This window comes from Shewanella sp. M16 (assembly GCF_018224605.1).
Taxonomy (GTDB): domain Bacteria; phylum Pseudomonadota; class Gammaproteobacteria; order Enterobacterales; family Shewanellaceae; genus Shewanella; species Shewanella oncorhynchi.
The window spans coordinates 29,420-42,859 of sequence record NZ_JAGTUL010000026.1 but is presented as its reverse complement, the minus strand read 5'-3'; the positions used below and the strand labels follow the sequence as shown (position 1 = coordinate 42,859).

Annotated in this window: 12 protein-coding genes; 4 read left to right on the top strand and 8 right to left on the bottom strand. The window is 45.8% G+C overall.

Annotated features, from left to right (window positions below; genetic code table 11):
- Positions 1–36 precede the first annotated feature (36 nt).
- Positions 37–1,395 carry a PLP-dependent aminotransferase family protein gene (locus tag KFE26_RS16535; protein ID WP_212601075.1) on the top strand — a complete coding sequence of 453 codons (1,359 nt, stop codon included), beginning with the start codon at positions 37–39 and terminating at the stop codon, positions 1,393–1,395.
- Between the two features lie 194 nt (positions 1,396–1,589).
- Here the strand turns inward: KFE26_RS16535 and KFE26_RS16530 are convergent, their stop codons facing one another.
- Positions 1,590–3,464: a choice-of-anchor I family protein gene (locus KFE26_RS16530; RefSeq protein ID WP_212601074.1), complete on the bottom strand. Its 1,875-nt coding sequence runs from the start codon at positions 3,462–3,464 to the stop codon at positions 1,590–1,592.
- A 452-nt stretch (positions 3,465–3,916) separates the two neighbouring features.
- Between KFE26_RS16530 and KFE26_RS16525 the strand changes: the two genes are divergently transcribed.
- From KFE26_RS16525 to ilvN, 3 genes are all read left to right on the top strand, one after another.
- On the top strand, positions 3,917–5,140 hold the full coding sequence (locus KFE26_RS16525) for a multidrug effflux MFS transporter (protein ID WP_212601073.1): 1,224 nt from the start codon (positions 3,917–3,919) through the stop codon (positions 5,138–5,140).
- Between the two features lie 518 nt (positions 5,141–5,658).
- Positions 5,659–7,377: an acetolactate synthase 3 large subunit gene (locus KFE26_RS16520; RefSeq protein WP_212601072.1), complete on the top strand. Its 1,719-nt coding sequence runs from the start codon at positions 5,659–5,661 to the stop codon at positions 7,375–7,377.
- Positions 7,377–7,871, top strand: coding sequence for an acetolactate synthase small subunit (ilvN, locus tag KFE26_RS16515; RefSeq protein WP_028759823.1), 495 nt, complete (start codon positions 7,377–7,379; stop codon positions 7,869–7,871). The genes KFE26_RS16520 and ilvN overlap by 1 nt, the downstream gene beginning before the upstream one ends.
- Before the next feature lie 101 nt (positions 7,872–7,972).
- Here ilvN and KFE26_RS16510 read toward each other — a convergent pair whose 3' ends face one another.
- The 7 genes from KFE26_RS16510 to hscA form a co-directional block, all read right to left on the bottom strand.
- Positions 7,973–8,416, bottom strand: a complete 444-nt coding sequence (locus tag KFE26_RS16510; RefSeq protein ID WP_212601071.1) for an Hsp20 family protein — start codon at positions 8,414–8,416, stop codon at positions 7,973–7,975.
- 361 nt (positions 8,417–8,777) lie between these two features.
- A complete protein-coding gene (ndk, locus tag KFE26_RS16505; RefSeq protein WP_011789197.1) occupies positions 8,778–9,209 on the bottom strand; it encodes a nucleoside-diphosphate kinase in 432 nt (143 codons plus the stop codon).
- A 197-nt stretch (positions 9,210–9,406) separates the two neighbouring features.
- Positions 9,407–9,574 (bottom strand): hypothetical protein, encoded by a 168-nt coding sequence (locus KFE26_RS16500; protein WP_081729028.1) that lies wholly within the window; start codon positions 9,572–9,574, stop codon positions 9,407–9,409.
- A gap of 217 nt (positions 9,575–9,791) precedes the next feature.
- Entirely contained in the window at positions 9,792–9,989 is a 198-nt protein-coding gene (iscX, locus tag KFE26_RS16495; RefSeq protein ID WP_212601070.1) for a Fe-S cluster assembly protein IscX, read from the bottom strand.
- A 113-nt stretch (positions 9,990–10,102) separates the two neighbouring features.
- Complete coding sequence (rimK, locus tag KFE26_RS16490) at positions 10,103–11,008, bottom strand: 30S ribosomal protein S6--L-glutamate ligase (RefSeq protein WP_212601069.1); 906 nt, start codon at positions 11,006–11,008, stop codon at positions 10,103–10,105.
- Positions 11,009–11,165: 157 nt separating this feature from the next.
- Entirely contained in the window at positions 11,166–11,504 is a 339-nt protein-coding gene (gene fdx / locus KFE26_RS16485; RefSeq protein WP_006081852.1) for an ISC system 2Fe-2S type ferredoxin, read from the bottom strand.
- Positions 11,505–11,512: 8 nt separating this feature from the next.
- Positions 11,513–13,375 (bottom strand): Fe-S protein assembly chaperone HscA, encoded by a 1,863-nt coding sequence (gene hscA / locus KFE26_RS16480; protein ID WP_212601068.1) that lies wholly within the window; start codon positions 13,373–13,375, stop codon positions 11,513–11,515.
- Positions 13,376–13,440 lie beyond the last annotated feature (65 nt).

Here is a 13,440-nt window from a genome sequence, read left to right as displayed (position 1 = left end):
ATACGGAGAATATTAGAGATCAATGGATTTATTGTCATGGGTACAATCTGGACGCCAGACCTAACGACTTTTTCAGGCCCGAAATATCAGCGCTTAGTCAGTGCCATAGAACAAGGCATTTTGCAGAAGGTGTTAACCCAAGGCAGTAAACTGCCACCGCAGCGCCGTTTAGCTGATGCCTTAGGCATCACAATTGGCACTGTGACCCGCGCCTATGCATTGGCGGAACAAAGGGGTTACGTCGAAGCACGAGTGGGAGATGGCACCTATGTCAACGCCTCCCCTGTACCTGAAATGGGTAACGTACAATTGAATATGGCGACCTGTCAGCAGCCACTCACAGATCAAATCAGCACCCTAAGCGATTGCCTCAGCCAATTAGCGAAAGACCCCACTAAATTGAGTCAGTTACTCGGTTATCGCGCCAGTCCATTAGATCAACACCAACAAGTGTTCCACCAATGGTTAAACCAACGCGGCATACAGCAAACACCCGAGCAACTGGTCTTTACCCATGGCGGCCAGCAAGCCATTTTTGCCTGTTTGAGCGCATTTTTATCAACAGGCGATGTACTGTTACACGAGCAATACAGTTATCCAGGCGTGAGAATTTGTGCTAAACAGCTTGGTGTCACTAGTGTTGGAGTGCCCCTTACCCACGAAGGATTAGATCTGCCGCGCTTTGAAGCCCTATTACAGATCCACAACCCTAAATTAGTCTATCTCACACTGAATAATCAAAACCCCACTTGCATTCAGTACAGTGAATCCCAGCGGCAGAAAATCCTTGAATTATCAGAGCAATATCAATTCTATATCATTGAGGATGACGTGAATTATTGTTTACCTGAAGAATGGCATTCGCCCCTGTGGCAATTAGCAAAACAGCTGGCGATCCCAAGGGTGATTTATATTTCCAGCCTGTCCAAATTGTTTTCTGGCGGCTTAAGGCAAGGTTTTATTCTGGTTCCCGACCCCCTTATCGCCCAAGTGCGACTCGCTATTCATAGCCAATGCTGGATGGTGTCGCCGCTGAATATTGAAATAGCCTGTCAGTTGATAAAGAAAGGTCATATCACTGCAGAACGAGATACGCTCGTACGTCAACGCCAAAGTCACTGTATCGCCATGGGCGAACGGCTGGGATTAACCCAAACTTGGCGAGGGTTAAACGGTTGGATACAACTGCCAGAAGATATCAAAGCCCATCATCTCGTTACCGCACTGGCCGCAAAAGGCATATTAGTCCGTAATGGTGATGACTTTAATTGCCATGACAATTTTATCCGCTTGAGCCTTGGTGGCGCCGAAAACGACACTCAATTTCAGCATGCAATTGAGTGTATCGAGGCAACGATTCACTCCCTCGTACAAAATGCCTATTCCGTGGTGTAAAGGCACTTAAAGACCATTAAGCTCAGCCAATTTTCATGCGCCATTTCAGATGAAGTTAATTCACACAAAATGGCGAATTTTGTAGAAAAGTGAATAAAAAAAGCGTCAGTAGCATGCATGCTACTGGCGCTGATGTTACTGACAAGCTTGATGAACTATCGGTGAGCCATTAGCTATAGCTTACTAGTGCACCACTATTTAATCTTGAGTTGATAAACACTCGTGGTGCCACTAACTTCATTTCCTATGATTAACAAAGGATTACCGTTAGGGCTTTTATCGGCACTGACAAATTTCATCCCTTCTGGCCCTAAATCACCCGCCAATGTTGCATCACCTTTGACTTCGCCAGTATCAGTATCGACAACGAAGTCAGCTTCAAAATCACGATTCACAACATAGTCGACAAAATGCACATCGAAAGGATTAGTCACGTCATAGATCATAAAGCCAGAGGTACGTTCTAAACCAACAAAGGCATATAGTCGTTGACCAATTTGGCCTAGGGCTAAAGCTTCTGGCTCTGGCCCCTTGTCATCGCTGCGACTATCACCTTTATTTTCTTCGTTGTTATTGTTGAACTTATCCCCCAGTAGTGCGGCGGTAATACGCTCAAAATCACTTCCACTGTCAAACACTTGCTGACCATCAGCATTCCAAATCGAGAAGGAACGAGCACCAAAGCTCACGACTTTGTCGTAGTCGCCATCCTTATCATCGTCCCCCATGCTCTTCGTTACCTTAAGACGCGCTAATTGGGTTTTATCTTTTGCGGCGGCAAATTGTGGGTGATTCGGGTCGAGCACTAAATCCCCTGCGCGGGCCTCTTCCGAAAAAGCCGCATAGTCACGGGAGTCACCTTCATTCGCAGTCACAATAAAGTCAGTGTTATTCCAACGGTAGCTAGCAAGGGTATCGGGTTGATACATGCCGTACACCCCTGTGTAGCTTTGCAGGTTAACAAGATTATCTTTGTCACTCGCATCAATTTTATTCACATCAAGCCCGTAATCTTTGAGGCCTAGCGGTAAAATCTTCGAGACTTTCGCATTGGCGATATCAATCACGGCAATAGCATTGTTCTCTTGTAAACTGACAAATGCACGGCGGTTATCTTGGCTAATGGCGATATATTCAGGTTCTAAATCCTGCGCCACACTCGCCATTGGACCATTAATTTTAATGTCAGCGGTGATTTCAGTTGCACGCGCACCGCCCTGATTAAACACACTAAAATCTATGATGGTCGCAGCGGCTGCAGGCTTACCGTCAGTAATAGCAATCAGCGCAACACTGCCTTCAGGATCTAAGGTATAAGCAGGATTAGGTTCGCCTTCATTGGCCACGAGTAAGGTTTTACCGTCGTGGGTGAACACTACATTATCGGGTAAAGCACCGACTTCGACGGCGCTGATAAACTGTGGAGCATCTGTACCATTAAGCTGATAAAAAGCCACAAAACCATTGGCTTGGGTTTTATTGCCTGCAGCGTCACCACGCTCAATGGCAGCCGCTAACAAGTTGCCTGAAATACTCACGCTGTTAACGCTTCCCATAAAGGTTTGACCCACATCCTTAGCAACATCGAGTTCTGCTAATTTTTCGAGATTATTCAATGCTAAAGGATCTGTGGCGTTTGATGAGGTCGCTAATAAGCTGCCATCGATAATATCGACTTTGCCGCTAATCGCATTGACCACAAAAATACGGTTAGATGCACTGTGATATTCAACGATTTCAGCAGCACTTAAGCCATAAACGCCAGTCTGATGACGACCAATTAACTCTGCTTTTAAGCTTGCAGTTTGTGGCTGGCAAACATATTGGGTTTGCGCGACTGCAATTTCATTGTCATCCAATTGTCCATTATAGTTGGCATCTAATCCGGTATCGATACGCTGACCACCGGCGGGACAATTTGCATCACCGATAGTTAATGCGGTCACTTTAACCAGTGAATTTAAGCCGTTGTCGCCTTTATCACCTACTGCGCCATCATCACCGCTGCAAGCACCGAGTAATAAGCTCGCCATAATGGCGGCTGCAAGCGGGAGTCGTTGTGTTTTCATCGTGTCATTCCTGAATATTTTATTTTTAGTAGGGTGAAGCTAAAGCCCACTAAATTAGTCAGCATAAAAGACACCTAGATGACAAAGCAGTGACACTCAGATGACAACTAACACTTTTGAATGAAGCATATTGGAGGATAACGGCTCGAGCCGCCAAGGTTATACCTCGATTATCGAGACTTACTACTTAGTTACAATTTAATCGGTAAAATACGGTAAAGAAATCATCGCAAAGATTGGTTTATTTGTCCTAGCGCTTTACTATGCTATTGCTTAATGCCTTACCGTGAAAATTGATCGAAGCACAATTCACTTTTCCCCAAACATCGCCAATTAGCGCAAGATGCTGGCTAAAAATGGACGGATTAGAGTGAATTGTCCTAGTACAATTTAAACCACGCCGCATAACCCTGAGAAATACGCTTTCAATTCTTTCGCCACCCGAGGTAACAGTGGACCCACAATCACAACCTTCTGCCCATAACGGCAGACGTATACCGAATTTAGCACTGCTTATTCCCATGCTAGCGGCGATTGTCGCGATCACACCATTGGCCATCGACATGTACTTACCTGCGATGTCGACATTGGCCCTTAGTTTTCATACCGATATCACAACAGTGCAACAGTCCCTGAGTATCTACTTAGCAGGTTATGCACTGGGCATGTTGTGTTTCGGTCCCTTAGCTGACCGCATTGGCCGTCGCCCTATGGTGATAATGGGGCTGAGTGGCTTTATGCTAACAAGTTTATTGATTGGTTTTGCTGGTCAAGTCGAAATCTTTCTTGGACTACGCTTTTTGCAGGCCTTTATCGGCGCAGCAGCGACTGTGGTGGTGCCGGGATACATCAAAGAAGTCTATGGCGACAATACCGCCAAAGGTATGTCTTACGTGAGTTTAATCATGATGTTAGCGCCATTACTGGCACCTAGCATTGGCAGCGTTATCTTAGAACTCGGTGATTGGCATTTAATCTTCTTCATTCAATCTGCCTATGCAGCAACCCTGTTATTACTCGTGCTGTTTGCGCTAAAAATGCCCAGCGATAAAGATATGGATACCCGCAGCCAAAAATCGTTTCTTGGTGCCTATGCGACCGTATTTTCCCGATCTGGCGTTAAGTTAAACATTGCCAGCGGCGTGTTAACGTCTTTTGCGTTTTTCTGTTATCTCACCGCATCACCCTTCGTTTATATGGAAGTCTTTGCCTTAGATAAATCCTATTTTGCCATCTTGTTTAGCACCAACGTTGGCGCTTTGATGTTGGCCAATATCATTAATACTCGCATTGTCGGCCGCTATGGTTCGCTGCGTATGTTGCATGTATCAACCTTTTTTGGTGCTATTGCGGGGGCAGGTTTATTAACCGTCAACCTACTGGATATGAGCTATCATTTTACCGTGATCATGCTTATTCCTTTGATGGGCAGCCTAGGGGTGATGTCGGTCAACGCCGATGCGATAGTGCTGATGAAGTTCAAACAAGAAACCGGAACGGCAACGGCGGTTATTGGCACCTTAAGATTTGGCTGTGGCGCGTTAGCGGGGCCGTTATTAGCGGTGTTCTATGATGGCACAGCAGTGCCCTTCTCCGCCCTTATGTTAGGCGCGATAATGTTCGTCGGAGTTTGCCAATTTAATCGTCCAAAGCATCAAATACAGCCGACGATTTAAGGATCTATTTTTAAGAAATCATGGATGCCAATGCCACATCGGCAACACATGTTTGATCGCGTGAAAACAGCGCATTGGCTTTCACTAATGTAGAAAATAAGTAATATTTAATCGCAACAGTTAAGTATCTGCTTATCTAACGTCCCACACCAAAACGGCACTTTTAGTGCCGTTTTTGCTTTTTAAGAATCTAACAATCTGAAAAATATAAGATAAACCCATAAATCAGCCTAGATTACTTGGCGATTCCAGCAAGTTCTCCAGCCATTCAAACGTGAAATTGTTTCAAGTTGGTTATTTTTTACATAAAAGGCTTGAAATGTTGTTTTTTTTGAATATGATGAAATTCTGTTCATTGCAACAGTTGCTGCATCCTAGGGATGAATCACTTGTCTTCTACGAAGTCAGTTCAGCATTTAGGAGTCTGAATTACCCTTCAGGCTTAATTTTTAGAGCGATTACCGTCGCTGTAACAAAATACTGTTTACCGTAACGGTACTATGCAATAGGAGTTCCACATGGAGATGTTATCCGGCGCCAGCATGATAGTGCGTTCTTTGATTGATGAAGGCGTAAAGCATATTTTTGGCTATCCTGGCGGTTCAGTTTTAGATATCTACGACGCCCTGCACGTTATCCCAGGTATTGAACACATACTCGTTCGCCACGAACAAGCCGCCGTACACATGGCCGATGGCTACGCCCGTGCCACGGGTAAAGTGGGCGTGGTATTAGTCACTTCAGGACCCGGTGCCACCAACGCGATTACCGGTATTGCCACCGCCTACATGGACTCTATTCCCCTCGTCGTATTATCGGGTCAAGTACCGAGCAACCTTATCGGTAATGATGCTTTCCAAGAATGCGATATGATCGGTATCTCTCGTCCAGTGGTCAAACACAGCTTTTTAGTTAAAGATCCAACTCAAATCCCTGAAACGATAAAAAAAGCCTTTTATATTGCCTCTACCGGCCGTCCTGGGCCTGTGGTCGTCGACCTGCCAAAAGATTGCTTAAACCCAGCGCTGCTGCACGAATATATTTATCCCGAAAGCGTGAAAATGCGATCATACAACCCGACAACCTCGGGGCATAAAGGACAGATCCGTCGTGGACTACAGGCACTATTAGCGGCTAAAAAGCCTGTGCTCTATGTCGGTGGCGGCGCCATTATCTCGGGTTGTGATAAGCAAATTTTACAATTAGCTGAGAGATTAAATATTCCCGTCGTCAGCACACTCATGGGACTCGGGGCTTTTCCAAGTACCCACAAAAACAGCCTAGGTATGCTAGGGATGCACGGTCGCTACGAAGCCAACATGACTATGCATAACTGCGATTTGATCTTCGGTATTGGTGTGCGCTTCGACGATAGAACCACGAATAATGTGGAAAAATATTGCCCGAACGCGACCATTTTGCACATAGATATCGATCCCTCGTCTATTTCAAAAACTATCCACGTCGACATTCCCATCGTAGGGTCGGCCGACAGTATTTTAGACAGCATGTTGACACTGTTAGATGAATCGAACGATCACAATGACAACGATGCCATCGCCACTTGGTGGAATGATATTGAGCAATGGCGCGGCCGCGATTGTCTGGCCTATGACAAAAACAGTGGTCGCATCAAACCACAGCAAGTGATTGAAACCTTGTATAAGCTGACCAATGGCGATGCCTATGTCGCCTCTGATGTTGGCCAGCATCAGATGTTTGCCGCCTTGTACTATCCGTTCGATAAGCCGCGCCGCTGGATCAACTCAGGGGGTCTAGGCACCATGGGATTTGGCCTACCCGCCGCGATGGGGGTTAAAATGGCGATGCCTGATGCCACGGTTGTCTGTGTCACGGGTGATGGTTCAATTCAGATGAACATTCAAGAGCTTTCGACCGCGCTGCAATATGATACGCCGGTTAAAATTATCAACTTAAACAATCGTTTCCTTGGTATGGTTAAACAATGGCAGGACATGATTTACTCTGGCCGTCACTCACATTCCTATATGGATTCAGTACCCAATTTTGCCAAAATTGCCGAGGCCTATGGCCATGTAGGTATGACGATCAGCGATCCCGCCGAACTTGAGTCAAAAATGGCTGAAGCGCTGGCGATGAAAGACAGATTGGTCTTTATCGACATCATGGTGGATGAAACTGAGCACGTGTATCCTATGCTGATCCGCGGCGGTGCGATGAATGAAATGTGGCTGACCAAGACGGAGAAATGCTAATGCGTCGAATTATATCTGTATTATTAGAAAACCAATCCGGCGCCCTGTCTCGTGTGGTCGGTTTGTTTTCACAGCGCGGTTATAACATTGAAAGTTTAACGGTGGCGCCAACGGACGATATCACACTGTCGCGGCTTAACATCACGGTCGTTGCCGACGAAATGGTGTTAGAGCAGATAGAGAAGCAGTTACATAAACTCATCGATGTGTTAAAAGTTTCGAATATTACCGAGTCTGCTTATATTGAACGCGAATTAGCCCTTATCAAGGTCCGCGCCCAGGGCGAGTTTAGGGAAGAAGTTAAACGGATGGCGGACATTTTCCGCGGCCAAATTGTCGATGTCACCGCCAATTTATATACCATCCAAATGGTCGGCACATCAGAAAAACTCGATGCGTTTATTCATGCGCTAGGTGAAGTGACTAAATTGGTCGAGGTCTCTCGCTCCGGTGTGGTGGGTTTGGCTCGCGGCGAAAAGGCCATGAAAGCGTAACTTTCTCACGGAAATCTCGCGGACATTTTTTTGCGTAAACACAAAAACATCAAGGGGAGCATTATGCTCCCCTTGTTTTTAGGTGGTTACCGCAGTGTCAATTATGAATGGCTGTCTAGCAAGCGCGATGAAGTGATCTCGATTTTGCGTGGTTTCAACGCTTCAGGGATTTCACGCACTAAATCAATATTGAGTAAACCATTTTCTAAACTTGCGCCGAGCACAGTGACATAGTCTGCCAGTTGGAAAGTACGCTCAAAACCGCGTTCCGCTATGCCTTGGTATAAGTATTTACGCTCGGTTTGGCTTTCAGCTTTATTGCCTTTCACCAGTAATTTCTCACCTTCACTGCTGATCTCAAGTTCATCCATTGAGAATCCGGCCACGGCCATAGTAATGCGATAGCGATTTTCGCCTAATAATTCAATGTTATATGGGGGATAGCCAGTATTGCCATTATTAGCGGCGGCATGTTCTGCCAGCTGAGCTAAACGGTCAAAACCAATGGCACTACGGTACAGGGGAGCTAGATCATAATTACGCATATTCATATCCTTGTCTTAAGCAATATGGAGAATTGGCGGACGGTTTTCACGATGAAAACGCTTGCAGAGTCTGCCGAGTTAAATCTTCTGTCCTTACGGCACAGAATTCACACTAGGATCCTCATCGAGCGATCCTGAAATAGATATAAGGACAGGAGAGAAAATTTCAAGCAAGAAAATTAAAAAAATGTGCAAAATTTAAAAAGACTAATAAAAACAAAATTTTATTAAGTTTTAACACTTTGAATTGACGTATGATTTGTATAAAGGGATTAGCGTCATTGCAATATGGAAATCTATATTCGCTAAATTGCAGCCAATAAAAAAGGAGCCTAGGCTCCTTTTCAGTCTTAGCATCGAATTAACGAGTGCGTGGACACAATTCTTCAGCGCTGAAGAAGTAAGCAATTTCACGAGCAGCAGATTCAACAGCATCTGAACCGTGAGCCGCGTTTTCGTCAATGCTTTCTGCGAAATCAGCACGGATAGTACCAGGAGCTGCTTGAGCAGGATTAGTTGCACCTAAAATTTCACGGTGAGCTAAAACAGCGTTTTCGCCTTCTAATACTTGGACCATGATTGGACCAGAAGTCATAAATGCAACCAGAGCACCGAAGAAACCGCGCTCGCTATGCTCAGCATAGAAACCTTCAGCTTGTTCTTTGGTCAGGTGTAACATTTTAGCTGCAACGATCTTAAGACCAGCAGTTTCAAAACGATTGTAGATAGCACCGATGTGGTTTTTTGCAACAGCATCTGGCTTGATAATAGAAAATGTGCGTTCGATCGCCATAACTAGCTTCCTTTGTCAGCAAGTTTAAAAAAATTCGCGCGGATTATACGAAATTTAAAAGCTAAATCCTATCTTTATAGCAAATTAGTCTGAGATATTGCGCACATTCGCTTTATTCGTAATCAGTTTGATCACACAAAATACCCCACTAGGATAATAAAATCTTAGCAGGGCATGTTAACTCATTAATAATGGGATTATTTTTTGTTTTTTGCCCAAATACCAGCCCATGCAATTAAAGCGACTAAAATGACTGCGGGTGCAAGATCTAACAAGTGATGGAATAAACCGACACCGCCATGACCTGGATGAGCCCAAGCCATTGAAGGGACAAGCATACATAACAATACAAGCAAAAGTTTCATGTGAACATCCTTGCAGTTGCGATAATAAAGTTAAGCCATATAAATGCCTTAACCAATATACAACAAATTACGATATCCACTGAAAATGAACTTGACTGTGATCAAACTCTCGCCAAATATTCTCTGCGCCACTGCAAATACGTGAGGCAAATCACCTTAGTTAATCTTCTGAAGGACAAGATGCCTCACATAAAAAGCCGTACCACAACTGTGCTCACTACTTTTCATCAATCCAACACTGCTGAATTGCTTCCAGTATTTTTTCATTACAATACTTAGGATCATCAGCAAAATCATTCAAAGCTAACACCCACTCATACAGTTGGGTAAAATGCAGTTGAGTAGGATTAACCTCTGGGTGTGCTTCGAGTAATTCCAACGCAATATCTAACGAATCTATCCAAGTTAATGTCATCGTTTTCCCCTATTCTGTTCGCTTGAATGGATAAGCTAGTGCTTAACGCCGTTACCCATAAGGAGGTGAATCAAGTGTTGATATTCCGTAGTCAATACTCGACACCAAGGGTGTTAACCCTGTGCTTGCGTCAGCTTTTTTACTTTAATCGCATTTTTTTCAACAAAATCAATAATAGCACCCGCCACATCTTTCGTGGTGGCACCTTCAATCCCTTCAAGTCCAGGTGAGGAGTTCACTTCCATGATCACTGGACCATGGTTTGAGCGTAACAAATCAACCCCTGCCACATTCAATCCCATCGTCTTCGCCGCACGAATAGCCACAGAGCGCTCTTCAGGAGTTAGTTTGACTAGACTCGCCGTGCCACCACGGTGCAAATTAGAGCGGAACTCACCGGGCATAGCTTGACGTTTCATGGCGGCAATCACTTTATCGCCGAGCACGAAACAGCGAATGTCTGCGCCGTTGGCTTCTTTGATATATTCCTGCACCATGATGTTGGCTTTCAGGCCCATAAAGGCTTCAATCACGCTCTCAGCCGCTTTGCGGGTCTCGGCTAATACCACGCCAATGCCTTGGGTGCCTTCGAGTAATTTAATCACCAGAGGCGCGCCACCCACCATATCAATTAAGTCAGGAATATCACTCGGTTTATTGGCAAAACCGGTAATAGGCAAACCAATACCGCGGCGTGACATCAGCTGCATAGAACGCAATTTGTCCCGTGAGCGGGAAATTCCAACTGAATCATTTAAGGCATAGACGCCCATCATCTCAAATTGACGCAACACCGCCGAACCATAAAAGGTAATCGACGCCCCAATACGGGGGATCACGGCATCAAATGCAGGTAACTCTCGCCCGCCAATGTGGATACTCGATTGCCGCATGTTGATATTCATATAACATTCAAGGGGATTGATTACGTGTACTTCATGACCACGTAATTGAGCCGCTTCAACGAGTCGCTTCGTTGAATATAACTCTGGCCCTTGCGATAAAATCGCTATTCTCATTTGGTCTCCGGCAACCATTAATTTTGAGCGCATAATACGCTTGCGCAAGGATAAATCAAACAACTAGAGGCATAGACAAGATTAGTTGCACAAATGCTCAACGCCAAAAGCAAAAAACCAGTCACGTGGACTGGTTTTAATCATTATCGAAGCAATATTAATTGCCTTCGCTAACCATGTTAACCGTGTATTTAGGGATCTCAATCACCATGTCAGTGTCGACCACTTTAGCCTGACAAGATAGACGGCTTTCGGGCTCGAGTCCCCATGCTTTGTCTAACATGTCATCTTCTAGCTCATCACTTGGCTCAAGATCATTAAAGCCTTCACGCACGATACAGTGACACGTCGTGCAAGCACAGGACTTTTCACAGGCATGCTCGATATTGATGCCATTACGCAGCGCAACATCGAGAATGGTCTCACCAACATTCGCCTCAAGCACAGCGCCATCAGGGCACAACTCGGCATGGGGAAGAAAGACTAATTGGGGCATTACATCACCTATATGTTGTCGATCGACTGGCCTTTAAATGCCACTCGAATAGAATTGTCCATACGTCTGGCAGCAAAATCTTGGGTTTGCTCATCCAGTTTTTCAATCGCGAGTTTAATCGCATCGGCATCATCGCCCGTAGCCACTTGCGCCACATCGGCCATAGTAGCATCGATCTGAGCACGCTCATCAGCATTCAGCAAATCGCCATCCTTCGCTAACGCGGCATGTAAAGACTCGAGTACCCTCGCCGCCTCCACTTGCTGTTCGGCCAGCATACGACGACCGATATCGTCTTTGGCATACTTCATCGAATCTTTCAGCATAGTGGCAATTTCAGTATCCGATAAACCAAAAGACGGCTTAACTTGAATACTAGATTGCACGCCGGTGGATTTTTCCATCGCGGTCACACTGAGTAAACCATCGGCATCCACTTGAAAGGTCACCCGAATGTGCGCAGCGCCAGCGGCTAACGGCGGAATACCCTTTAAGGTAAAACGCGCCAGTGAGCGGCAATCAGCGACGAGCTCACGCTCGCCCTGCACCACATGGAATGCCATGGCCGTTTGACCATCTTTAAAGGTGGTAAATTCCTGCGCCCGTGCAACCGGAATCGTGGTATTACGCGATACCACTTTTTCCACTAAGCCGCCCATGGTCTCTATGCCTAATGACAAAGGGATCACATCGAGCAATAACAAATCCGATTCGGGTTTGTTACCCACTAAAATGTCGGCTTGAATGGCCGCGCCAATGGCGACAACACGATCGGGATCGATAGACGTCAGGGGTGGTTTACCGAAGAAAGCTTCGACCTGTTCACGCACTAATGGCACGCGCGTTGAACCGCCAACCATCACAGTTTCAAGCACTTCATCCGTCGTCACGCCCGCATCACGCAGGGTACGGCGACAGCTGGCAATCGTCTTTTTCACCAATGCCGCAATCATGGCATCAAATTCAGCTTTAGTAACGATTTGCGTCAGTTCAGTACCATCGGCAAGGATCACTTTTGCTTCAGTTTCTGCTGCATCCGTTAAGGCTTCTTTGACTCGACGCGATTCAATCAACAACTGACGACTTAATTGTGAGTCGATGTCGCTAAGCTGCCACACTTGTTGCATATGTGCTTGCAGTAAATGATCGAAATCATCGCCGCCAAGCGCTGAATCACCACCAGTGGCTAACACTTCGAATACACCGCGATTCAAACGCAAAATAGAAATATCGAAAGTACCGCCGCCTAAATCATAGATGGCAATAACGCCCTCTTGCTTAGAATCTAAGCCATAGGCAATCGCAGCAGCCGTCGGTTCATTCAACAAACGTAGCACTTTAACACCCAGCAAAGCTGCGGCATCTTTTGTGCCTTGGCGCTGAGCATCGTCGAAATACGCAGGCACAGTGATCACCACGCCTTGCAGTTCGCCACCTAAGGTTTTTTCAGCGCGGGCGATCAGCGGACGTAAAATCTCCGCAGACACTTGCACGGGATTCACTTGGCCTTGGGGAGTCACGAATAAAGGTAAACCGTTTTCGCTTTCGGCAAACTCGTAGGGGAATGATTGCTCGCCGGCTTTGATATCAGCCAGGCTGCGGCCCATAAAACGCTTTACCGAAACGATAGTGTTTTGCGGATCCTGCGCCGAACTCAACGCTGCAAGCGCGCCGACTTCGACTGAATCTTGGGTATAACGCACGATAGAAGGTAATGAATGCTGTCCAAGTTCGTCCGGCAGGGTTGCCGTCTCTCCACTTCGAACGGCCGCCACCAAAGAATTGGTCGTACCTAAATCGATGCCAACGGCAAGTCTATGTTGGTGCGGCGCGGCACTTTGACCGGGCTCAGCTATCTGCAAAAGGGCCATATATATCCAACTTAGTAATGCCAACCCAAGCGTACTTGAGTCAGCAAAGTAACATAAACACGGAA